Genomic DNA, 21575 nt, shown 5'->3' on the forward strand with positions numbered 1-21575 from the left:
ACCTGCGCGCTCGCGACGATCCCCGCCGGGGGCTCGCAGCAGGTGCTGGTCAACGTCCGCTGGGCCGGCAGCGCGAAGGGCACGGCGACGGTGGTGGTCGACGCCCCCGGGGCGACCGTGAGCTCGCAGCGGTCGGTGCAGACCTCGTCGGCCGGGCTGAACGCGCGCGACAGCTTCGAGCACGCCGACGTGACGGAGATCGGCGCACCGCTGCTGTCCTGCGACTCCGCGCTGCCCGAGTGCGCGTCGGCGCTGGTGGCCGGCGACCGGGACAACAACTCGTTCGCCATGGTGGCGCTGGACGAGGCGCCGCCGGCTCCCAAGACGCCCCGTGCCTCCGTCCCGGTCTCGTCGACCGCGCGGCTCGACGTCCCGGCCGGCCGCTCGATCGTCTTCGCGGGGCTCTACTGGTCCGCGAACATCGGTCCGGGCGACGCGTGGAGCGGACCGCTGACGTCGGCCCACCTGCGGGGACCCGGCGGCACGTACACGGACGTCACGGGTGAGCCGATCGCGCAGCCGACCGACAGCTCGGGCCGGAAGTACTACCAGTCGTTCGCCGACGTCACCGCGCAGGTCGCGGCCGGCGGGTCGGGGGACTGGTCGGTGGCCGACGTCGCCGTGAGCGCCTCCGCCAAGGACAAGGACCGGACGTACTACGCGGGCTGGTCGCTGGTCGTCGTGTACTCGGACCCGGGTTCGGCCGCGTCCGTCACCGTGTACGACGGCGGGCAGTGGATCGGCACCTCGGCGGCGCCGCTGGCGTTCGAGTTCGCCTCGACCGCCGGGACGACCGCCCGGATCGGCGTCGTGGCGTGGGAGGGCGACCGGACCGGCACGGGCGACCGGCTGCTGCTCGGCGACACCTGCCTGGGCGGCACCAGCTCGGGCGCCAGCGTGAAGCGCGCCCTGGTGCCCACGCGCTGGGACGGCAGCAGCGGCTCCGACACCAACGCGTTCGACTCCACCGCGACCGGCTGGCGGGCCGGCAACTCGCTGGGGACGGACGCCAAGGCGTTCCAGACGGTCACGCTCGCGTGCGACGTGAGCTCGCTGACGGCGACCACCGCCGGCGACCAGTACCTGATCGGGGCGATCACGCTGCGGTCGACGCCCGCGGACGGCGTCGGGAGCGCGGCGACCCGCTGATCGGGCGCCGCCCGGTCAGACGGCGGCGACCGCGTCGGCCACCGGCACGTCCCCCTCGACGAGCTCGAGCACGAGACCGGCCGTGCGTGGGTCGTGCAGCAGGGCGACGAGCACCGCGGCGACATCGGCCCGCGGGACCGAGCCGCGCGGCACGGCGCTCTCGAGGCGGACCGTGCCCCGGGCCGTGGCGTCGGTGAGGCCGCCCGGGCGCAGGATCGTCCAGTCCAGGTCTCGGGCGCGCAGGTCGAGCTCGGCGGCGCGCTTGGCGACGAGGTAGGCGGCGAACACCTCGTCCGTTCCCGCCGGCGGGGGCGCGCCGGCGCCCATCGACGAGATCAGGACGTASCGSCGCACCCCCGCCTGCTCGGCGCCCTCGGCCAGCAGGCCTGCGGCCGCGCGGTCGACGGTGTCCTTGCGAACCGCGCCGCTGCCGGGTCCCGCCCCGGCGGCGAACACCACGGCGTCGGCGCCCGCGATCGCCTCGGCGACGTCGCGGGCGTTGGCCCGTTCCAGGTCCAGCACGACGGCCTCGGCGCCGTCCGCGACGACGTCGTCGACCTGGCCGAGCTGCCGGATCAGGGCGACGGCGACGTCTCCTCGTGCGGTGAGGGCGCGGGAGAGGTGGCGCGCGATCTGCCCGTGACCGCCCGCGATGGCGATGCGCATGACACCCACGGTAGGCACGGCCGCGAGGACCGGCGAGCCGGGGACGCTGCCGGGCCCTGAGCCCCCAGAGCGTGGGGCCCGGCAGCGCTGGTCCTCAGCCGACATCCCCCGGGTCGGCGAGGACGTCGAGGAGCCGCAGGTGGCTCAGCCGGTCGCCCAGGCGGTGCACGTCGTCGGAACCCGCCGGTGCCAGCGAGAGCGCCGTGTACGTGTCGGCGCCCGGGAGCAGCTCGGAGGCGAACTCGCGCAGCACCTCGGCGACCTCGGCGAGGTCGCCCGGTGCGCGGGTGGAGCCCTCGGGCAGGCTCACGTACACGATCAGCCCGGGTTGCGGGCGGGGCAGAGGGGCAGCGATTGCCATGGACGTCTCCGGGTGCGCGGTCCGCCGTGCCCGAGGGACGGGCGGCGGTCTGGTCGAGGGGCCTGGGGGTGGATCAGGACCGATGACACGCGCACGGATACGCGGCGACGAGGCGCAGCGCAGACGTGGTCATGAGGCGACTGTCGCACGCCGACTCGTCGGCACCAAGGGAGATTCGTCCGTGTCCCAGGTGCTGGGACGGGTCAGACGACGCCGTAGAGCCGGTCTCCCGCGTCCCCGAGCCCGGGGACGATGTACGCCTTGTCGTTGAGCCGCTCGTCGACGGCCGCGACCACGATGGACACGTCGGCCCGGTCACCCACGGCCTTCTCGACCACCGCGAGACCCTCGGGCGCCGCCAGGAGGCACACGGCCGTGACGTCGCGGGCGCCGCGCGCCAGCAGGAAGTCGATGGCGGCGACGAGCGTGCCGCCCGTGGCCAGCATGGGGTCCAGCAGGAAGCACTGCCGGCCCGACAGGTCGTCGGGGAGCCGGTTGGCGTAGGTGATGGCCTCCAGCGTCTCCTCGTCGCGCTGCATGCCCAGGAACCCGACCTCGGCGGTCGGCAGCAGGCGGGTCATCCCGTCCAGCATGCCGAGACCGGCCCGCAGGATGGGCACGACGAGCGGGCGGGGGTCGGCCAGCTTCACGCCCGTGGTCGCGGTGACCGGCGTGACGATGTCGACGGCCTCGACGTGCACCTCGCGCGTCGCCTCGTAGGCGAGCAGGGTGACCAGCTCGTCGACCAGGAGGCGGAAGGTGGGCGACGCGGTGTTCTCGTCGCGCAGGACGGTGAGCTTGTGGGCGACCAGGGGGTGGTCCGCGACGTGCAGGCGCATGGCCTCAACCTACCGGGCGCGCGGTGCGCGATGATGCCCCCATGACCGAGGTCCTCCGCCCGCTGCAGGCGGCCGACGCGTGGGCGATGGGGCTGGCGCTCGACGAGGCGCGCCGGGCGGTGCAGACGGACGACGTCCCGGTCGGCGCGGTCGTCGTCGGACCCCACGGCGAGGTCGTCGGGCGTGGGCGCAACACGCGGGAGGCCCACGCCGACCCGACCGGGCACGCGGAGATCCTGGCGCTGCGGTCGGCGGCCGAGAACCTTGGGCGGTGGCGGCTGGACGACTGCACCCTCGTCGTGACCCTGGAGCCCTGCCTCATGTGCGCGGGCGCGACGGTCCTCGCGCGCATCCCGCGGCTGGTGCTGGGCGCGTGGGACCCGAAGGCCGGCGCCTGTGGGTCGCAGTGGGACGTGGTGCGCGACCGGCGGCTCAACCACCGGGTCGAGGTGGTGGGCGGCGTGCGGGCCGACGAGTGCGGCCTCCTGCTGCAGCGGTTCTTCGAGGCCCACCGGGACTGACTCAGCGCGGCGTCGGCAGCGTCTCGGCCAGGTCCGTCAGGGTCTCGGACGTCCCCGCGTCGAGCGTCACCGCCGCGTACTTGTCCCCGCGGGTGGCGCCCCGGTTCACGACGACGACGGGTTTGCCCGTCTGAGCCGCGTGCCGCACGAACCGCAGACCTGACTGGACCGTGAGCGACGACCCGGCGACCAGCAGCGCGTCGGCGTCGTCGACCATCGCGTACGCCCGCTCCACCCGCTCCCGCGGCACCGTCTCGCCGAAGTACACGATGTCGGGCTTGAGCATCCCGCCACAGGCGCTGCAGGCGGCGACGACGAAGCCGCTGGTCTGCTCGATGACGGCGTCGGCGTCGGGGGCGATCTCGATGTCCGCGACAGCCGCGGCGAACCCGGGGTTGAGGGTGTCCAGGCGGGTGGCCAGCTCGGCGCGCGAGATCACCGTGCCGCACGACAGGCAGCGGACCCGGTCGTAGCGGCCGTGCAGGTCGATGACGTGCCGCGACCCCGCGGCCTCGTGCAGCAGGTCGACGTTCTGCGTGATCAGCCCGGTGACGACCCCGCGGTGCTCGAGTGCCGCGAGCGCCCGGTGCCCCGCGTTCGGCATGGTCCGGTGCACGTGCCGCCAGCCCACGTGGTTGCGGGCCCAGTAGTGCCGACGGAAGCCCTCGTCGCCCGTGAACTGCTGGAACGTCATCGGCGTGCGCGGCGGGGAGTCGGGGCCGCGGTAGTCGGGGATGCCGGAATCCGTCGAGACTCCCGCGCCCGTGAGCGCCGCGATCCGGTGGCCGGCGAGCACCTCGACCACGTCGGCCAGGGAGCCGGCGGTCATCGGGACGGCGTCGTTCGGCGTGCTCACCGGACCACGGTACGACGCCGATTCGGAGGACGGGCTCCCGACCAGGTACCCTTCTCGCCGAGGTAGCGTGTCCGAGCGGCCTAAGGAGCACGCCTCGAAAGCGTGTGTGGGTGAAAGTCCACCGTGGGTTCAAATCCCACCGCTACCGCAACGGCAGTGAACGCAGGGCCCTGACCAGCAGAAACGCCGGTCTGGGCCCTTCGTTTTGCCTCAAACTCGCCCAATTGGACTCCACTTTGGGGACCGAAGCAGCGCGGCAACCTGCAACCCGGTGCGAGCCGGATGAGCGTCCGACCAGGTCAGGCACGAGATCGTCCAATCGGTCCAACCTTGTCCCACCGTCCGTCGGAAGCCGTGTGCTACCGCAGCCKCAGTGAACGCAGTGCGCTGACCAGCAGCAACGCCAGGCCGGGCCCTCCGTTTGCCCTCAAACTCACGAAATTCGACTCGGAGCCTGACCCGCTATCGCGGCACTTTCGGTTTCGTCGATCATGCACGGCGCCGCAGCTCGACGAGTCCTCGCGCTCTTCTCTGCTCGGCCCCTCAGGGAGGCCCGCATGGACGTCGTCTTGGGCCATGCACGCCTGAACAGCACGGAGATCACGTCGAAGCGATACACCGCTCGCAGGGGGACTTGACCCACGTCGAGCGTGCGCCGCCAATCCGGGCGTTTCCATAGGCTGGCGATACGTGCGACCTCCTAGCATGGCCGGATGCGCGTGCTGGTCGTGGAGGACGAGCCCTACATGGCCGAGGCCATCCGCGATGGATTGCGCCTGGAAGCGATCGCGGCGGACATCGCGGGCGACGGCGACGCGGCTCTGGAGCTGTTGAGCATCAATGCGTACGACATCGCCGTGCTCGACCGCGACATCCCGGGGCCGTCGGGTGACGACGTCGCGGGGAGCATCGTCGCGTCGGGCGCGGGCATGCCGATCTTGATGCTCACTGCGGCGGACCGGCTGGAGGATAAGGCCTCGGGGTTCGGTCTTGGGGCGGACGACTATCTGACCAAGCCGTTCGAGCTCCGGGAGCTGGTGCTGCGGTTGAGGGCGCTGGACCGCAGGCGCACGCTGAGCCGGCCGCCGGTGCACGAGATCGCGGGTCTACGGCTGGATCCGTTCCGCCGAGAGGTCTTCCGCGACGGCCGGTACGTGGCTCTGACGCGGAAGCAATTCGCGGTGCTAGAGGTGCTCGTGAGTGCGGAGGGCGGTGTGATCAGCGCCGAGGAGCTCTTGGAGCGCGCGTGGGACGAGAACGCCGACCCATTCACGAACGCGGTTCGAATCACGGTCTCGGCGTTGCGCAAGCGGCTCGGCGAACCGTGGCTCATCGTGACCGTGCCCGGCGTCGGATACCGGATCGGCGCGGCAGTGGGTCAGGCGGAGCAGCGTGGCTAGACGCGCCGGGATGAGCGTTCGGCTCAAGCTCACACTGAGCTACGCGGGCTTCCTGACACTCGCGGGCGTGCTGCTCCTCGCGGCCGTGTGGGTCTTCCTGCTGCGTGGGGTCCCAAACCTCGTGTTCGTGCCAGACGCGTCGGACTTCCGCCGGGCTTTCGGGCCGCATGTCTTCGGGACGACGGCCTTCGGACCACGGTCGTTCGTCCTTGTTGCCTTCGCGATTCTGGTCTTCCTGTTCCTGTTCGGGCTTGCCGGGGGGTGGCTCCTCGCTGGCCGGATGCTCGCGCCCCTGGTCCGTATCACGGATGCGGCTCGGGTCGCCGGGAACGGTTCGCTCTCGCACCGTGTCGAGCTCGACGGCCGTCACGATGAGTTCCGGGAGCTCGCGGACGCCTTCGACGGGATGCTCGCGCGGCTCGAGGCGCACGTCGCCGAGCAGCAGCGGTTCGCGGCCAACGCCTCGCACGAGCTGCGCACGCCGCTGGCGATCACACAGACCCTGCTCGAGGTCGCACGTAACGACCCGAACCGCGACAACGAGGTCCTCGACGAACGCCTGCGGATCGTGAACACTCGCGCGATCGATCTGACGGAAGCGCTGCTGCTGCTCAGCCGAGCCGATCAGAGATCGTTCGCGCGGGAAAGCGTGGACGTCTCCCTGGCCGTCGAGCAAGCGGCGGAGACGCTCCTGCCGCTCGCCGAGGCCCACGGGATCACCATCGAGTCCTCGGGAGACGTCGCAAYGACCATCGGCTCACCGCCACTCTTGCTCCAGCTGACGATGAATCTGCTTCAGAACGCGATCGTGCACAACCTGGGAGACCACGGGACAGTCTGGGTCAGCACCTGCCAACGAACGAGCCTCAGCGTGCTAACGGTCGAGAACACGGGCGGCCCGCTCGACCTTGAGGTGGTCGAGACGCTCACCGAACCGTTTCTGCGCGGCAACGGACGGGCCCGCACCGACAACGAAGGCCTCGGCCTTGGCCTGGCGATCGTCAAGAGCATCACCGCGGCCCACGACGGAACCCTCACGCTGACGCCTCGGTCAGGCGGCGGCCTACGGGTGACCGTGGAGCTCCCGGCCGCCGTCTAGGAACGTATCCGCGGTATATCGAAAACTGCATACGCGCTCGCGACCGTGCCGTCCGTTGACTGAGGGCATGAGAGAAACACGAACGACCGGCCAGCGTGGTGCGGCGCGTGCCGCCCTCCTCCTCACCCTGCTGCTTTCCACGCTGGGTGCGTGCAGCACCGGCCACGACGCGCCCTCGAGTGCCGACCCGTCGGAGTCCGCCGGCCAGTACGCGTTCTCGGAGGCCGGGTTCGAGCAGTGCCTGACCGACAGCGATGTCGAGTTCCGCAAGGACGGCGACGGGGGCCTGTCGATCGTGAACCCGACCGACCCTCGCACCTCCAAGGCGGGGGACCGCTGCTCATCGCTGACGACGAAGCCACAGTCGGACGCGGTGACCCGATTCGCGAATGCCGTAACGCTCGCGATCGCGCGCTGCCTATCGGACCTCGGCTATCACGTCACCACGAACGGGAACACCGACGGGCTGACAGACGGTGGCGGCAACGCGGTGGCCACGTTCAGCCTGCCCGATTCCGAGAAGCAGTCCGCCCCATACGACGCGGACAACGACCGGTGCATGAAGGAAGCCGAGCAGACGATCCCGTCTCCCGCGCCCTGAGCGCGCCCGTCAGCAGCAGCGACTTTGAGAGGTCCACGTGCCACGAGCTCGTAGCAAGATCAGCGGTCGCAGGGCCGCGACCATCGTCGCACTGCTCGCGATCGCCTCGTTGGCGGCCGGGTGCGACGCCGCCCCGGCAGCACCGAAGGCCCCGGCGGAAGCGCTCCCGGACGGGGACTGGGTCGGGGTGTCGAGCGGCGACCTGATGACACAGACGCCATACGACGGCCTGGTCGGGCCCGCCGGTACGGCGACCATCCAGTCCTCAGCCGTCGGCACCATCACTCGAGTGCTGAGCGTGGGTGCGACGATCCACCCGGGCGATGCCGTCTCCTTCGTCGACGAGATGCCGGTGATCGCCCTCCCCGGCGACGTCCCGGCGTTCCGCGACCTGCTGGCTCCCGGAGCCGCGCCGGCCGCGCCGGTCGCGGGGGATGCCGCGACGCCCCCGGTCCCGGTCCCGGTCCCGCCGACTGCGCCTGTGCAGGGAGCCGATGTCGAACAGCTTCAACGATTCCTGGCGACGTCCGGTTACTTCACGGGACCGGTCAACGGCCGGTTCAGCTCGGAGCTCGGTCGATCGAGCCGACGGTGGCGCTCCGATCACGGCATGCCGAGTGCGCTCGGCTTCACCCAGCAGGAGCTCCTCTTCATCCCTGGGGCGGGGCCGTGGACGGTGACCAAGGTGCCGACGACGTTGGGGCAGGCGTTCACGGGTGGACCGATGATCGAGGTCTCGACGGGCGGGACGGCGGTCACCGTCTCGCTCGACACTGCTCCACCGAACGACGCGACGTACGCCATCGAGCCGGCGCACGGCTCCGCCGGGACAACGACGATCTCGTTGACCGCGGCCGGACCGGCGACTCCGAGCGACGGCGGGAAGTACGCCATCACACTGCTGCCGCAGGGGCCAGTGGATGCCGCGATCGGCACGACCGTCATCGTCGAGCAGCGACAGCTCCTCGCGAAGGCGGTCGTCACAATTCCCGTGGCAGCCGTTCGGCTCGATGCGTCGGGCAAGCCGGTGGCCCACTGTCGGGGCGCGGCGGACGGCGCCGAGAAGGAGTGCCCTCTGACGCTGGGTGCTACAGACGGCACGGCCGTCGAGGTGCGCAGCGGTCTCGTCGCGGGCATGCGCGTGGCGGTGTCGCCGTGACCGCCCGCGCCGGTGACGCGGTCGTCGAACTCGAGGACGTCGCCGTCTCGTACGGGGCGACGACGATCTTAACCGGCGTCAGTGCGTCCGTGCGGATCGGCGACTACGTGACCGTCACGGGCAGGTCGGGCGCGGGGAAGAGCACCCTGCTCAACCTCATTGCGGGCACCACCTTCCCCACGCACGGGCACGTGCGGGTCGGGGACCACAACCTCAGTCGGCCCCGCGAGCGGCTGCTCGCCCAGCGAGACACCATCGGCTACCTGTTCCAAGCCGCGCACCTGGTGAGCTGGATGACCGCGGAACAGAACGTGGTGCTCGGGATGCGCTACCAGAGCGGCTCGAAATCAGAGCGTGCTGCACGGGCACGGGATGCGCTCGACCTCGTGGGGCTCGCCCACCGGATGGACCACCGACCGTCCGCGCTCTCCGGCGGGGAGCGACAGCGCGTCGCCCTGGCGCGCGCCGTGGCCCGCAGGCCGCAGGTGCTGCTCGCCGACGAACCGACCGGCAATCTCGACGCGGAGACCGGAAGCTCGGTCATGGACCTGATCGAGCGGATCGGCGCCCAGGCTGCGCTCGTGCTGGTCACGCACGATCCGGTGCTGGCCAGCCGCGGCAGTCGCCAGTGGCAGGTTGCCGACGGCGGGATCAGCGAGACGAGCCGTCATGTTGGTGCGTGAGGCCCTCGGCGCCCTGCGCGCCCGGCCGCGAACCCTGGTCGCCGGGGTCGCGATGGTCCTGGTCGCCGTGGGCGCGATGATCATCATCCCCGCGGTCACGTCAGCCGCGTCCGCACGGGTGCTCGCGGATCTGAATGCGCTCGGGTCTAACGCCTGGATCGTGCAGCCGCAGCCCGTGGTCGGCGCGGCGGACGCGAGCCTGCCGCACGGCAGCCTTGCCCGCGCGAGCGACCTCTCTGGCGTCCTCGAGGCATACCTGGAAGTCACGACGTCTGCCGCCGTCGAGACGAGCCGCGCCGACGACGCACCGCACCCCGTGTCCGTCGTCGGACTGGACGCGACCCCGGGTGGCCACGCGGTCGACGTGGTTGAGGGGAGCTACCGCCCCGTCCCCGGCTTCCGGTTCGCGGTCATCGGACGCCGAGCAGCCGACAGCCTCGGCCTCAGCAGCTTCCCCACGGTCGTCATGGTGACGTCGGAGCCCGTGGTGGTAACGGGCATTCTCGTCGGCGATCCCCTGATGCCCGAGCTCCAGGACGCGGTTGTCACCGACGCCAGGACGGCCCGGGCGCTGACACCCGGCAGCTCGACCGAAAAGCTCCTCGTCCGCAGCGACGGAGCCCTGCAGCCCGACCGCATCGCCTCGGGGATCGACCCGACAGGGACCTCGCACCTCAGTGTCGCCCAGCCGAGTGCGTTGGTCGCGGCCCGCGACCGGTCGTCGGCCACCCTGCGTACGCTCGCCGTCGCCGCGAGCAGCGCGGCCTTCGGCATCGCGGCTCTGGGCATCGCGATCATGCTGACGTCGTCCGTCCGGCAGCGCACCGCCGAGCTCGCCGTGCGGCGGGTCCACGGCGCGCCGGCGCACGCGATCGCCGGGCTCGTGGCGTGTGAGGGGCTTCTGCTTGGCGTGGCCGGGGGCATCACAGGCCTCGTCGTGAGCAATGTCGTCGTGCATGTCGTCACCCGCCTGCGGGACTGGCCGAACCAGCTCAACACGACCCTCCAGGCGCTGGCCTTCATCGCCGCGATCGCGTTGTGCCTCGCAGCGTCGCTGCCTCCTGCGTTCGTAGCGCTGCGGGTGCAGCCCGCGAGGGCATTCGCCGTGGAGTAGTTCCGGCCATCGTCGCGCCTGTCGCGCGACCCATGTCGGCCGACGGCGGTTCGCGATTACGCGGGCGGGCCGTGGGTCTCTTTGTCGACCGTCCGAACTGCGGCGGCGGCGCACTACGAAGCAGGGGGACCAGTGATACCGACGCAATCCATCGGCCGCAACGAACGGAACGACGGCAGACATCGTGGAGAGGCGTGTGGATGTCTGCCTGGGTTGTCGATCTGTGCGCGGGACCGGTTCGAGCAATTCTTTCGGGAGTGCGCCGACGAGATTCGTCGCTACGCGGTTCGACGCGTCGGGCCGGGCTCTGCGGACGACGTCGTCAGCGAGACATTCATGGTCGCGTGGCGACGGTGGGACGACGTCCCGGACGAGGATGGCCAGCGGCGGGCGTGGATCTTCGTCGTAGCACGGAAGACGACCCAGCAGTCGGAGCGGACCCGTCGGCGTCGCGAGCTGCTGACCCTCAAGGCGCTTGCCTGCCACGCCCCCGACGTCACGCAGGAAGCGGTGGACGCAGTCGTTGAGGGTGACGACGTCTTTCGGCTCGTGGCGGGTCTCCCGAACGCCGAACGCGAAGCCATGGCGCTGGTGATCTGGGCGGGGCTGACGCCCACCCAAGCGGCGCTCCACCTCGGCTGCAGCGTGAGCGCTGTGTCGACCAGGCTCACGCGAGCTCGGCGACACCTTGCCGATGCCCTACGACAACGCGACCTCTGGGAGCAAGGCTTGTGATTCCGCGGTGTGACGCAAGTCACACCACTTGGACGTGATCCTGACAGCCATGGCGGCCATGTACGGGCGGGATGCGTCGCACGAGAAAAAAAGCGGTCCAACCGGACCAACCGCACTCTTGACGGCACCGCGGACGCCACCTGGATCTGGGACACCTCAGGCTCCCTGGCGACACGCGTCGGCGAATACGGCACCGACGGTCAACTTGCGGAGTCCTGGCTGGCGGACCCGACGTCCGCGACCGGCTCGCCACTGGCCAGCTACGTCGCGACCAGCGGCGCCAACTGGCTTCTCAGCGACGCGTCATTCAGCGTGCAAACGGCCGCTCGAGCGGACACCGGAACCATCAGCGGGACACGCGCGCTCGATCCCTTTGGCGGCGCAACCGGTCCCACAACCGGTGTCCTCGCAAGCGAGCCGATCTCATTCCATGGCCAGTACCTCGACGCACGCACCGGCAGCTACGACATGCGCGCCCGGTCCTACAGCCCCGCGACGGGACGATTCGACGGGACCGACCCGCTCGGGGTGCCGGTCGGATCCATGTCCGTCAACGCGTACTGGTACGCCGAGGGCAACCCACTGGTGAAGGTCGACCCGACCGGGCTGGTCGCATGCGGCCCGATGGACAGCGGCGACTGCAACGGCCGCAACTTGATCCCCCTGCTCAACCACAAGGCGAAGGTGTTGGACGACGCCGGATACCTCGCGATCTACAACAGCTTGACGCGCGACCAGCGGGACGAGATCGGCTTCGACGAGATGACTGTCATCAACAACGAAGCGGTCAACCGGCAACAGCACATGAAGGTCTGCTCAGAACAGGAGGGGTGCCTGCCACCATGCCCCGACCAGGGATACAACGTGTGCCAGGCAAAGCGCGCCGCGTTGCTGCTCGCCGGTTACGTTCTGAGCGAAGTGGGGGGGATGGCTCTAACTTCGCTCGTCGGCCGCGCGTGCGTCGCAAACACCGGAGATGATTTCGTCAACCTGGCGACTCCCGCTCGCACCAGCCACATCCTTGACGGCGAGGTCCGTCCCAACGGCACGTTCGGCGGTGGACACCGTTCAGGGACGGGATTTCCAGGGAAGTCGGAGTTCCCTGCCGAGTGGTCGGATGCGCGAGTCATGCACAATATGTCCGATGTGGCTACAGACCCGTCCCTCGTCTGGCGTGCGGGAGCGAAGCCGGGCGACTTCTGGGTCAATGGGAATCGCGGCGGGATCGACATGGAAGTGCTCATCCGCAACGACGAGATCTGGACCGGGTATCCGACGAACGTAATGAGGAACCCGTGAGCAGCGTCGATGACTATTTCGGCCGCGTCAGGGCGGCAGTCTGGGTCGCATCCGATTACGTCTCGACGGCTGGGCTCGCAGAAGCCCAGCGGCTCGTCGATCATGGAGAGCCAGCTGAGGGTATGTGCATCCTGGCGTGGGTAATCGTGAACGAGGACGTCCGTGTGCCCGCGAGCCTGATTCGAGACATCCGTGCTTTGTCCGAGGATCTGGTGCCGACGGAGCAGTTGCCGCCAGGCCTGGACGAGCACGCCATTGCCGGCCAGTCCTGACGGGGTGGTTCGAGTGGCACGCCGGGGCAGCTCGCTTGCCTTGGATCTGTCCTCCACGGGCTCGGCGAGCCAACGCTTAAGCTGTGGAAAGTCTGGCATGCGGACTTGATGTGACTCAGACGTGGGTCGGGATGGCCGAGATTGTACGTCGAAGGACCTTGAGGCCGGAGGCAACTCGTGCCCAGGTGCAGTGACGGCGAAGGTGGGGTCTGCTGCAGCGCTCGACGAGTTGCTGGGCGCTGCTGATGCTGGCGACACGCTTTTGGTGGGGCGCCTGGACGAAGTGTCCCTACCGCTGAGAGGTCGCCGATCGCTCTCCTCTTTGGCATCCAGCCCCGTCCGGAAACGTACAACGTGGTACATGCACAAGGCGGGCGTTCGACCAGGTCAGATACGAGATCGTCGAACCGAGCCAATGTCGTGCAAGACAAGCGACCGAAGCCCACCGCTACCGCCAGTCGAAGGGCCCCACCCGCATCACGCGGATTGTGGGGTCCTTCGTCGTTCCTGGTCACCGAAGACCCACCGGATTGGCCGATGAACCGGCGCGGCGCAGGGCGCCGCACGATGATCGTGCTGTGAGAGCTCAGGAAGCGCCCGTGACGATCGATCGGGCCGATGCCACCGCGCTGATCGGAGTCGTGGCGACCATCGCTGGGCATGCGGCCGCCGGCGATGTGACGTCGGAAGCGATGGCGCACCTGCAACGACGTCTGGCCGCCGACCTCGGCGTTCCCAGGTCTGCATCCCTCGATGAGCTGCTGGCGATGGTCAATCAGCGCCTTCGCCGCGCGCTGGACGAGCCCGCGTAGTCGGGATCTCAGCGACAGCCGCGTGCTCGATCAACTGGTCGATGACGCTCGCCGGCGCCCGGACCCCCTCGCGGGGACCCGGGCGTCGGCCGTCGAGGGGCGTGCCTAGACCACCCGGACGACGAACGAGAGCCCGCCGACCACCACGCCGGCGTCGTCGAGCTGGACGACGTCGAACGCGTGCAGCCGCCCGACCTCCTCGTCGGCGGCCACGGCGAAGGTCACTGCGGCGTGGCGCGACTTGGTCCCCTCGAACCGGGTACCCACCTCGCGCAGCTCGGGGACGGCCTCGGGCTTGACGGCGATCCCCAGCGGTCGGCGGATGTCGTCGACGAGCGGCCGGGTCTCGCGCGTGCTCAGCACCCGGACGCCCAGCTCGGCGAGAGGTTGAGTCGCCGGCAGGCCGCCCGCGCAGCCACCCATCTTCGTGAGCGCCCTGGCGTCCATGTCGAACGTCGTCTCGAGGGCCCGGACCGTGGCGGCTGCCTGGCCCTCGGAGGGAGCGCCGACGAGGAACCGGAACGTCATCGACTTGCCCTGCGCGACCTCCAGCACCTGGATGTTGCGCTGGGCCACGTGCCGGTCGCCGACCACGTCGAAGATCGACGGGTTGACGTAGGTGTCGAGCGGGAGCGTCAACGCGACCCGGGCCACGATGCAGCGGTGCCCGCTGTCGGTCGCCTGCGGCGTCCAGGGCAGCAGCACGTCCGTGGTCGAGTAGCCGTTCACGGTGACGAACGCGCCGCCGATCAGGAACGCCGTGGCCGGCGTGATGACGGTCGACGGGTCCGCGACGAACGCCTCGACGTAGGCGTCGACCGCGGGTATGCCGCCGCCGTTGGTCACGGTGACCTTCACCTGGTTCTGCTGCAGCGGGACGGCCTCGCCGCCGACCGCGCCGCCCGGCTTGACGATCCAGATGTCCGGGCTGACCCAGAAGGGCAGTGCGGCGGGCAGCGGCTCGGTGCCGTCGTCGGCCGGGTTGGTGCGGATGTAGAGCCGCGTGATCGCGTCGAACGGCTTGTCGTTGTCGTGGTCGTCAGGCATCTCGTCAGTCCCCCTGAGGTGGTGCGCGTCTACGGGATGTAGCTGGTGTCGACCGGGTTCACCACGTCGATGTCCGGCTGCTTGGGCTCCCATGCCTTCCAGCCGTAGCCGCGGTCCGCATCGAGGTTGAAGTTGGGCAGGTCGTCGATGTGGCCGGACAGCAGGCGGGCGGTGAACGCCGGGATGCTGCCGAACTGGAACCCGGAGACGGTCGCCTGGTCGGTCGTGTCGGTGAACGCCGAGCCGGGCCCGTACGGGTCCTTCGCCGTGTAGAGGTCCTCGATCTGCGACCCGTACGGGTGGAAGCCCGTCAGGACGACGTCGGGGTTGGCCCCGAAGAACGGCTCGGGCGCCGGTTCCGACGCGGGGAGCTCCGGCGGGGTGCCCGGGTACACCAGGTGGTGCTCCATCGGGCCGAACATCCCGTGGGACTCCTGCTTCAGCGGGTAGGAGGAGTGGGCGGACGGGCTGGGCCCGCCGGTCAGGTGCGCGGAGGCGGTGTTGATGAACGCCGTGCCCCACGGGGTGCGGGAGAAGTCGCCCGGCTCGGGGGAGAGGTAGCCGCCGAGGACGAGGGCGAAGCGGCCCTCGTCGTAGATCTGCCAGACGCCCTTCTGGATCTGGTAGAGCAGCCACTTGACCAGGCCGAGCGCCTCGGTGACGGGCAGCAGGAAGATGTCGGCGATGTGGTTGAGGGTCCAGTCGACCGTGTAGGCGATCGAGTCGGCGACCCACTTCAGGAAGGCCAGCACCGCCGCGAAGATGTCGAGGACGCTGAAGCCGCCGCCCCCGCCGCCGGCACTGGGCGGGCTGGGGAAGCCGCTGACGTAGTCCGTGAAGAGGGCCGCGGTGCTCGAGCCGGGAGGCGGCACGGGCGTGGGCTTCTTGGCGTTGCCGATGGACGTCGCGCGCTCGAACCACATCAGCCAGAGGCGGTACGTGGTGTCGTAGTCGGTCGCCGTCAGCTTGGGCGGGACCGGCCGGCCCGGCGCCGCGTCGTACGTGAGGTCGACCGCCTTGACCAGCATGTCCGCGAGCTTGGAGGGCAGCATCCCGCCGGGGAACTCGCACAGGCGCGAGTAGTAGCTGCCCGAGATCGCGTCCGCGACGTAGGTGTCCTTGGACGTCAGGTTGAGGCAGCGCTTGGTCCGGCGGCTGTCGGGGTAGCCCTTGCGGGCGTACGCGTCGATCCAGTTCTCCACCAGGTGGTGGCGGTGCCAGTGCGACCGGTAGGGGCCGCCGACGATCGAGTTGACGAAGGGGTGGCCCGCGACGTCGGCGCCGATGTGGCTGCCGTAGCCGACCGCGTAGCGCATGAGGTCGTCGTCACCCTGCGCGAGCTTCCACATGGTCGAGGCGAAAGTGCCCGTGCGGCGGTAGTGCCACGTGTCGAACCAGTACCACTTGTCCTCCGGCTTGCCCTGCTGGAGCTTGGGGTAGAACCCGTAGAACAGGTCCACGTTCTTGGTGACGATCGCCGCCAGCTGCGTCTGCAGCGCGCTCGTGATCAGGGCGGACGTGTCGCCGACCTGGGTGAGCAGGCCCTGGAACAGCGCCTGGTCGACGGCCGTGACGGCGTCGTCGATCGCGTCCTCGACCGGCTCGACGACGGACTCGTAGAAGTCGATGAACGGCTTCAGCGCGTCGAAGACGCCGAACAGGAAGTTCGCGAACTCGTCGAGCGGGGTCCCGTACTCCTTGAGCGAGAAGACGAGGAAGTCAGGCCCCTGGGCGCCGAAGTTGGCGTACGGGCTGCACGGTTGCTTGTCGAGGAGGTCGGCGAGCTCGATACCTCGCGCACCCCCGAGCTCGCGCAGATAGCCCGGGACCTTCTGGATGTTCTGGAGATGGACGATCGGACCTGGCATGGCAGCAGCCCCCCGCTGACCGGGCCCGCTCCGTCGCGGGCTCCCGATGGTGGTGTCCGATGCCGGTCACTGACCTCGTCGGCAGTCGAACCTGTGTCTCTATTGCCCCATATGTCCGAATTGGGAACAAGAGAGGAGCGGGGTGAACAATCACTCGAACGGGTGACGTCAGGCGGGGTTGACCCGGCGCATCTCGGCCGCCAGCGCGGCGTGCAGGTCGAACGGTCGGCGCTCCAGCTCGGCCGCGACCACGGCGACGACCTCGGGCGGCTTGTTCTGGCTGAGCTTCTCGAGCATGCGGAAGCTCCGGACGTGCAGGCGCAGGCCGACGGTGCCGCGGGCCATCGCCCGGGCCGGTCCGTCGTAGGACGGGAGGAGGCGCGCGCCCTCGCCGGTCCCCTCGAAGTGCTCGACCAGCCGGCTCAGCACGGCGAAGTTCTCGTCGGCCGACAGCGCCTCGGGCCGGCAGGTGAGGTGCGCGGTCACGTGGTTCCACGTCGGGGCGAACTGGCCCTCGGGGTACCACCGGGTCGAGATGTAGGCGTGGGGGCCCTGCACGATGACGAGCACGTCCGAGCCGTCGAGGCGGTGGTTCAGCTCGTCGGGGCGGCCGAGGTGCGTGACCAGGGACATCGAGTCGTCCGCCGTCTCCTCCCAGAGCATCGGGTAGTGGCTGGCGACCAGGCCGCCGTCGGTCGAGGACACCAGCGTGGCCCACGGGTAGCCCTCGACCAGCGCCCGGAGCGCGCGGGGGTCGTCAGTGGCGAACTTGGGGTTCTGGAGCACGTGGCGATGATGCCACCCGGCGATCAGCGGGCGCTGAGGCGCYCCTGGGGCTCCGCGCCCGTCGTCGACCCGGAGACGTCGCGGCGCAGGTAGTTCCACGCGAGGAACGCGCACACCAGCCCGTTGAGGCACCCCATGAGCACGTCGGTGGGGCTGTGCATCCCGCGGTAGAGCCGGGAGGTGCCCACGGAGATCGGGACCAGCAGGCACAGCACGGTCACGACGCCGCGCAGGACCGGGTTGCCGATGCGCTGGGCCACCATCGCGAGGGTGACGTAGAAGGCGGTCGAGGCGCCGGTGTGGCCGCTCGGGTACGCGGACGTGGGCGGGGAGTCGTCGAGGTGCTCGACGTCCGGGCGCTCGCGGCCCACCACCAGCGCGGCGGTCATGAAGACGGCCGCCTGCACGGCGATCGCCTGCGCGGGGACGATGGCCAGCCACCACTGCTTCGTGCGCCACCAGAACAGTGCCGTGAACAGCACGCACGCGCCGATGATGAACTCGGTCGTGCCGATCCCGGACAGGATCGCGGTGAGCGAGTTGAGCGCGGGCGTCCGGATCGACACGAACCACCGGTTCACCGCCGTCTCCCCCGGCAGGTTGTTCAGCGGGCCCGTGATCAGGAACCCGATGCCGACGACGACGACCCACAGGCCGACGGCCGGCAGCAGCACGCGCACCGCGAAGTCCCGCAGGGCCTCCTTGCGCGTGGGCGCGGACGTGTCGAGCTCGTACCGGTGCAGGAAGGTGTGCATCAGATCTCCGGGTCGGGGGCCGTCGCGGACCAGCCGCTGTAGCCCAGGTAGGAGGCGCCCGCGAGGGCCGTCCCGAGCGCGAACCCAGCGACGACGTCGGAGGGGTAGTGCACGCCGAGCAGGACTCGGTCGAGGCCGGTGAGCAGGACGGTCGTCGCGGCGACGACGGGGACGACGACCCGCCCGCGCCGCCCGAGCAGCGGCCAGACCAGGAGGGTCAGCGTGAGCGCGACCGCGGCGATGTTCGTGGCGTGCCCGGACGGGAAGCTCGAGCCGGGGGCATGCTCCAGGGCGTCGTCGACCACTGGCCGCGCCCGCTGCACCAGCCCCTTGGCACCCAGCTGCACGGCCCACGCGGCCATGATCGTGAGGAACGCCCACAGCGCCCGGGTGGTCAGGCCGTGGCGCCGCCAGACCCACAGGCAGACCAGCGTCGCCGCGAGGTTGACCCACTTCGCCTGGAAGGCCTGCTGCCAGAGCACGAGCGCCTGCTCGAGCGCGGGGTGTGCACGCGTGAAGTCCGTCGCCCCCTGGATCGCCTGCCGGTCGAGGCGCAGGACGTCGTCCACCTGGGCGCGCACGACGTACGCGAGCACGGCGACCGGCACGGTCAGCGCGACCCCGAACACCGCAGCGCGGAGCAGGGCCCGGCGACGGAGCGGGAGCGGACGCATCCCCGGAGGCTAGGTGCAGGACCGTCGGCTCGCGCGTCGAACGAGTCAGCCGACGGTGGTCACGACCGTGCCGGCAGGCGCCTGCCACAGGAGGTCGAGCACGTCGTCGGCGACCCGCACGCAGCCGTTCGAGACCTCACCCCGACCGCTCAGCGTGGTCGTGTGGATGGCCGTCGTCGACGTCCCCGACTTCTTGTCGTAGTCGTCCATGACCTCGCTCTGCGACGACAGCAGGAGCACGCGCGGCGTGGTGGTGCCGGGCTCCAGCCAGTGCGTCCCCACGATGAAGGCCGGCACGTGCGGGGTCGGCTTGGTGGGGCTGCCGGTGGCCTTGACCGGCATGACGTGCGTCGTGGTCCCGTCGTCGACGGTGATGGTCTGCGCGGCGGTGTCCACCCGGACCGACCAGCTGGTGCCAGCCGTCTCGGTGTCGGCGGAGTCGATCCAGGCGCTGCGGTCGTTGACCTGCGTGACGTCCTGGCTGGGCAGCGCGCCGCGGGTGGCGAGCATGACGCGGAGCCAGCGTCCGCGCTGGTCGATCACGGGCAGGGTGGTGCGGACCTGCAGCGTCAGGGCGGGGACGACGCCGACGGCCGCGCCGCCGGGTGCGACGCGGGCGGCCGTGTCCCGGACGATGACGGCGGTCTGCCAGCGGCCGAGCGACGGGTCGTCGCTCGCGCGCTGCGTGAGCCCGTCCGTGCTGGGCAGTCCGGCGACGACGTGCACGGGGTCGGTGACGGGAAGCGCGGCGAGATCGGCGGCCGGCGCGGCGGCGACGGCCGGTGGGGCCGACTTGGTCACGGTGACCGGGGCGGCGACCTTCACCACAGGTGCCGGGGCCGCCTCGACCGCGCCGGGGTCGCCCGCGCACGCGCCGACGAGAAGGAGCACCGACGTCGCGACGAGGGTCGCGACCTTCGTACGTGCCACGCGTCCCCACCCCCGTCCCGATGTCGTGAGAGGTCATCGTGCGCCTGCCGCGCGCGATCCGGCAAAGCGATCGGCTGTCGGACACCTGATCTCACGATGTGGTCGGGTGTTTGACGCTCCCGCGGTCCCTGTCTAAATTCCCTACCAATAAGGTCAAGATTTCCAGTGCGAAGCCCCGGCTAGCTGGATGGCAACCCTCCGCATGGCGGGGTGCCCCGGGTGAGGACCTGGTCACGGCAGTGCACCGCCGCCGTCGACAACATGCGAGCCCCGGCAACCGCCGGGACGAGAGGACGGACCATGAACGCGACCGGGGTCTCCACCCGTTCGATGCTGACGCGTTCCTGTCCGGCCCTCTGTCGCCGCTGACCGGCTGACCCACCCTCCGCACGCCCCGCGACCGGGGCGCGCGACGCGTACCCCGACGCGCTCGACGCTCGGTGGGGCGCGCCCTGAACCAGCACCGGAACGGAACACCCATGTCTCGCCACGCCCATCTCGGCATCGATCTCAGCGACACCGGCGCCCACGCCGCCGCGTGGCGCGACCACGGTTCGCAGGGGCAACGGCTGTTCGACGCCGCCCGCCTGCTCGAGCTGGTGACCGTCGCCCAGCGCGGAGCCCTCGACTTCGTGGTCTTCGACGACGACTTCGCGCTGCACCCGAGCCGCAACACGACCCTGCAGGGCCGGCTCGACGCCGCGCTCGTCGCCGCCCGGCTCGCGCCCCGCACCGCCGGCATCGGCCTGGTCTCGACCGTCGGCACCACGCACACCGCACCGGCGCACGTGGCCAAGGCCATCGCCACGATCGACCACGCGAGCCACGGCCGCGCGGCGTGGCAGGTCGGCTGGGACACCCGCATCGACGAGGTGCCGACCGCCGGGCCGCGCTCGTCGACCGTCGAGGCCTCCGCCGTCGCGGCAGCGGCCGACGCGGCCGCGGTGGTCGGCCGGCACTGGGACCRCTGGGACGAGACGGCGCCGGACCGGCCCCGGTTCGTCGCGCACGACGGCGTGCACTTCGCCTCGAAGCCCTCGACGGCCGCGTCCCGCCCGCCGCAGGGTCGTCCGCCGGTCGTGGTGCGGCTCGGCAGCCACGCCGCCCTCGACCTGGCGGGTCGGCATGCCGACGTCGTGCGGGTGCGGGCGACCGGGCCCGACGAGGCCGCGGAGGCCCGGCTCCGGGTGCTCGCGGCCGTCGCCGCCGCCGGCCGGGACCCCCGCGACGTCCGCGTGCTGGTCGATGCCCACCTCGTCATCGGCCCGGACCGGGCGAGCGCGCAGGCCCGGCACGAGATGCTCGCGGAGCTCGAGGGCGTCGACACCGGCACCCTCTCGTTCGTCGGCACCACCGCGGGCTTCGCCGAGCTGGTCTCGACCTGGGTGGACGACGAGATCGCCGACGGGTTCGTCGTGCGGCCGTCGTCGGTGCACACCGACCTGCCCGCCCTGGTCGACGGCGTCGTGCCTCTGCTGCGCGCGTCCGGTCGGTTCCGCGCCGGCTACCCCGGCAGCACGCTGCGCGACACGCTCGGCCTGCCGCTGTCCACCACGAGCTACGCCGCGACGGCCTGACATGACGACGACCACCACGCTGACCGTCCGCTCGTTCGGCCTGCTCGACGAGGAGGTCCGGCCGCTGCTGGACGAGCTCGCCCACGAGTACTCGTCGCGCTACGGCGACCACGTCGGCGTCGACGCCCTGCGCCAGGAGCTCGAGCGCTACCCGGCCCACCAGTTCGCGGCCCCCGACGGGGACCTGATCCTGCTGCTCGTCGACGGCGTGGCCGTGGCCGGCGGGGCCTTCCGGCTGCGCGCCGAGCCCGAGCTGGGGGACGCCGCGCGGCTGACCCGGCCCGGGACGCGCGACGCGGACGGGCTGCCCACCGTGCGGACCGCCGAGTACAAGCGGATCTGGACCAGCACGGCGCACCGCCGGCAGGGGCT

Annotated in this window: 23 protein-coding genes, 1 tRNA gene, 1 pseudogene and 1 riboswitch; of the genes and pseudogenes, 15 read left to right on the forward strand and 10 right to left on the reverse strand. The window is 70.9% G+C overall.

Annotated features, from left to right (window positions below; all coding sequences use genetic code 11):
- Positions 1-1149: hypothetical protein (locus ACXJKG_RS08690; protein WP_456845362.1), on the forward strand; the 1149-nt coding region annotated here is incomplete at its 5' end.
- A gap of 15 nt (positions 1150-1164) precedes the next feature.
- Here the strand turns inward: ACXJKG_RS08690 and ACXJKG_RS08695 are convergent.
- The 3 genes from ACXJKG_RS08695 to upp all read right to left on the reverse strand — a co-directional run bounded on the left by ACXJKG_RS08695 (position 1165) and on the right by upp (position 3015).
- A complete protein-coding gene (locus tag ACXJKG_RS08695) occupies positions 1165-1815 on the reverse strand; it encodes an NAD(P)H-binding protein (protein WP_456845363.1) in 651 nt (216 codons plus the stop codon).
- Between the two features lie 94 nt (positions 1816-1909).
- Positions 1910-2176: a hypothetical protein gene (locus ACXJKG_RS08700; RefSeq protein ID WP_456845364.1), complete on the reverse strand. Its 267-nt coding sequence runs from the start codon at positions 2174-2176 to the stop codon at positions 1910-1912.
- Between the two features lie 203 nt (positions 2177-2379).
- Entirely contained in the window at positions 2380-3015 is a 636-nt protein-coding gene (gene upp, locus ACXJKG_RS08705) for a uracil phosphoribosyltransferase (RefSeq protein ID WP_456845365.1), read from the reverse strand.
- A 41-nt stretch (positions 3016-3056) separates the two neighbouring features.
- On the opposite strand from upp, the gene tadA reads away from it, so the two are divergent.
- On the forward strand, positions 3057-3536 hold the full coding sequence (tadA, locus tag ACXJKG_RS08710) for a tRNA adenosine(34) deaminase TadA (protein ID WP_456845366.1): 480 nt from the start codon (positions 3057-3059) through the stop codon (positions 3534-3536).
- 1 nt (position 3537) lies between these two features.
- Here tadA and ACXJKG_RS08715 read toward each other — a convergent pair whose 3' ends face one another.
- Entirely contained in the window at positions 3538-4365 is an 828-nt protein-coding gene (locus tag ACXJKG_RS08715) for an NAD-dependent protein deacetylase (RefSeq protein ID WP_456845384.1), read from the reverse strand.
- An 88-nt stretch (positions 4366-4453) separates the two neighbouring features.
- On the opposite strand from ACXJKG_RS08715, the gene ACXJKG_RS08720 reads away from it, so the two are divergent.
- The 11 genes from ACXJKG_RS08720 (at position 4454) to ACXJKG_RS08770 (ending at position 13566) form a co-directional block, all read left to right on the forward strand.
- A tRNA-Ser gene (locus ACXJKG_RS08720) sits at positions 4454-4540 on the forward strand.
- A 565-nt stretch (positions 4541-5105) separates the two neighbouring features.
- Complete coding sequence (locus tag ACXJKG_RS08725) at positions 5106-5792, forward strand: response regulator transcription factor (RefSeq protein WP_456845367.1); 687 nt, start codon at positions 5106-5108, stop codon at positions 5790-5792.
- Between the two features lie 10 nt (positions 5793-5802).
- A complete protein-coding gene (locus ACXJKG_RS08730; RefSeq protein WP_456845368.1) occupies positions 5803-6891 on the forward strand; it encodes a sensor histidine kinase in 1089 nt (362 codons plus the stop codon).
- A gap of 67 nt (positions 6892-6958) precedes the next feature.
- Complete coding sequence (locus ACXJKG_RS08735) at positions 6959-7492, forward strand: hypothetical protein (protein WP_456845369.1); 534 nt, start codon at positions 6959-6961, stop codon at positions 7490-7492.
- A 205-nt stretch (positions 7493-7697) separates the two neighbouring features.
- Positions 7698-8651 carry a hypothetical protein gene (locus tag ACXJKG_RS08740; protein ID WP_456845370.1) on the forward strand — a complete coding sequence of 318 codons (954 nt, stop codon included), beginning with the start codon at positions 7698-7700 and terminating at the stop codon, positions 8649-8651.
- Positions 8648-9334, forward strand: a complete 687-nt coding sequence (locus ACXJKG_RS08745; protein ID WP_456845371.1) for an ABC transporter ATP-binding protein — start codon at positions 8648-8650, stop codon at positions 9332-9334. Before ACXJKG_RS08740 ends, ACXJKG_RS08745 begins: the two co-directional genes overlap by 4 nt.
- A gap of 52 nt (positions 9335-9386) precedes the next feature.
- Positions 9387-10448: an ABC transporter permease gene (locus tag ACXJKG_RS08750; protein ID WP_456845372.1), complete on the forward strand. Its 1062-nt coding sequence runs from the start codon at positions 9387-9389 to the stop codon at positions 10446-10448.
- A gap of 132 nt (positions 10449-10580) precedes the next feature.
- The gene (locus ACXJKG_RS08755) at positions 10581-11183 is read left to right on the forward strand and encodes an RNA polymerase sigma factor (RefSeq protein ID WP_456845373.1); all 603 of its coding nucleotides are present in this window, start codon (positions 10581-10583) and stop codon (positions 11181-11183) included.
- 9 nt (positions 11184-11192) lie between these two features.
- Positions 11193-12482: an RHS repeat-associated core domain-containing protein gene (locus ACXJKG_RS08760; RefSeq protein WP_456845374.1), complete on the forward strand. Its 1290-nt coding sequence runs from the start codon at positions 11193-11195 to the stop codon at positions 12480-12482.
- A complete protein-coding gene (locus ACXJKG_RS08765; RefSeq protein WP_456845375.1) occupies positions 12479-12754 on the forward strand; it encodes a hypothetical protein in 276 nt (91 codons plus the stop codon). The genes ACXJKG_RS08760 and ACXJKG_RS08765 overlap by 4 nt, the downstream gene beginning before the upstream one ends.
- A gap of 599 nt (positions 12755-13353) precedes the next feature.
- Positions 13354-13566 (forward strand): hypothetical protein, encoded by a 213-nt coding sequence (locus ACXJKG_RS08770; RefSeq protein ID WP_456845376.1) that lies wholly within the window; start codon positions 13354-13356, stop codon positions 13564-13566.
- A 105-nt stretch (positions 13567-13671) separates the two neighbouring features.
- On the opposite strand, the gene ACXJKG_RS08775 is transcribed toward ACXJKG_RS08770, so the two are convergent.
- The 6 genes from ACXJKG_RS08775 to ACXJKG_RS08800 form a co-directional block, all read right to left on the reverse strand.
- The gene (locus ACXJKG_RS08775; RefSeq protein WP_456845377.1) at positions 13672-14613 is read right to left on the reverse strand and encodes a hypothetical protein; all 942 of its coding nucleotides are present in this window, start codon (positions 14611-14613) and stop codon (positions 13672-13674) included.
- A 29-nt stretch (positions 14614-14642) separates the two neighbouring features.
- Complete coding sequence (locus tag ACXJKG_RS08780) at positions 14643-16481, reverse strand: zinc dependent phospholipase C family protein (RefSeq protein WP_456845378.1); 1839 nt, start codon at positions 16479-16481, stop codon at positions 14643-14645.
- 168 nt (positions 16482-16649) lie between these two features.
- Positions 16650-17267: an FMN-binding negative transcriptional regulator gene (locus ACXJKG_RS08785; protein WP_456845379.1), complete on the reverse strand. Its 618-nt coding sequence runs from the start codon at positions 17265-17267 to the stop codon at positions 16650-16652.
- A 23-nt stretch (positions 17268-17290) separates the two neighbouring features.
- The gene (locus ACXJKG_RS08790) at positions 17291-18022 is read right to left on the reverse strand and encodes a phosphatase PAP2 family protein (RefSeq protein WP_456845380.1); all 732 of its coding nucleotides are present in this window, start codon (positions 18020-18022) and stop codon (positions 17291-17293) included.
- Positions 18022-18696, reverse strand: a complete 675-nt coding sequence (locus ACXJKG_RS08795; protein ID WP_456845381.1) for a phosphatase PAP2 family protein — start codon at positions 18694-18696, stop codon at positions 18022-18024. The genes ACXJKG_RS08790 and ACXJKG_RS08795 overlap by 1 nt, the downstream gene beginning before the upstream one ends.
- 45 nt (positions 18697-18741) lie before the next feature.
- Positions 18742-19626, reverse strand: a complete 885-nt coding sequence (locus tag ACXJKG_RS08800) for a L,D-transpeptidase (RefSeq protein ID WP_456845382.1) — start codon at positions 19624-19626, stop codon at positions 18742-18744.
- Between the two features lie 151 nt (positions 19627-19777).
- Positions 19778-19895, forward strand: a riboswitch (SAM riboswitch).
- A gap of 210 nt (positions 19896-20105) precedes the next feature.
- Here ACXJKG_RS08800 and ACXJKG_RS08805 point away from each other — a divergent pair.
- The gene (locus tag ACXJKG_RS08805; protein WP_456845383.1) at positions 20106-21203 is read left to right on the forward strand and encodes an LLM class flavin-dependent oxidoreductase; all 1098 of its coding nucleotides are present in this window, start codon (positions 20106-20108) and stop codon (positions 21201-21203) included.
- A 1-nt stretch (position 21204) separates the two neighbouring features.
- Positions 21205-21575: pseudogene (locus ACXJKG_RS08810) on the forward strand (GNAT family N-acetyltransferase); the annotation flags it as partial.

The sequence above is a fragment of the Cellulomonas sp. P5_C6 genome (assembly GCF_054049635.1).

Bases quoted from the DNA above. Each gene is read 5' to 3' on its own strand.
- ACXJKG_RS08715 (WP_456845384.1), bottom strand. From the start codon at position 4,365: ATGACCGCCGGCTCCCTGGCCGACGTGGTCGAGGTGCTCGCCGGCCAC.
- upp (WP_456845365.1), bottom strand. From the start codon at position 3,015: ATGCGCCTGCACGTCGCGGACCACCCCCTGGTCGCCCACAAGCTCACC.
- ACXJKG_RS08725 (WP_456845367.1), top strand. From the start codon at position 5,106: ATGCGCGTGCTGGTCGTGGAGGACGAGCCCTACATGGCCGAGGCCATC.
- ACXJKG_RS08795 (WP_456845381.1), bottom strand. From the start codon at position 18,696: ATGCGTCCGCTCCCGCTCCGTCGCCGGGCCCTGCTCCGCGCTGCGGTG.
- ACXJKG_RS08775 (WP_456845377.1), bottom strand. From the start codon at position 14,613: ATGCCTGACGACCACGACAACGACAAGCCGTTCGACGCGATCACGCGG.
- ACXJKG_RS08780 (WP_456845378.1), bottom strand. From the start codon at position 16,481: ATGCCAGGTCCGATCGTCCATCTCCAGAACATCCAGAAGGTCCCGGGC.
- ACXJKG_RS08700 (WP_456845364.1), bottom strand. From the start codon at position 2,176: ATGGCAATCGCTGCCCCTCTGCCCCGCCCGCAACCCGGGCTGATCGTG.
- tadA (WP_456845366.1), top strand. From the start codon at position 3,057: ATGACCGAGGTCCTCCGCCCGCTGCAGGCGGCCGACGCGTGGGCGATG.
- ACXJKG_RS08740 (WP_456845370.1), top strand. From the start codon at position 7,698: ATGACACAGACGCCATACGACGGCCTGGTCGGGCCCGCCGGTACGGCG.
- ACXJKG_RS08750 (WP_456845372.1), top strand. From the start codon at position 9,387: ATGGTCCTGGTCGCCGTGGGCGCGATGATCATCATCCCCGCGGTCACG.
- ACXJKG_RS08735 (WP_456845369.1), top strand. From the start codon at position 6,959: ATGAGAGAAACACGAACGACCGGCCAGCGTGGTGCGGCGCGTGCCGCC.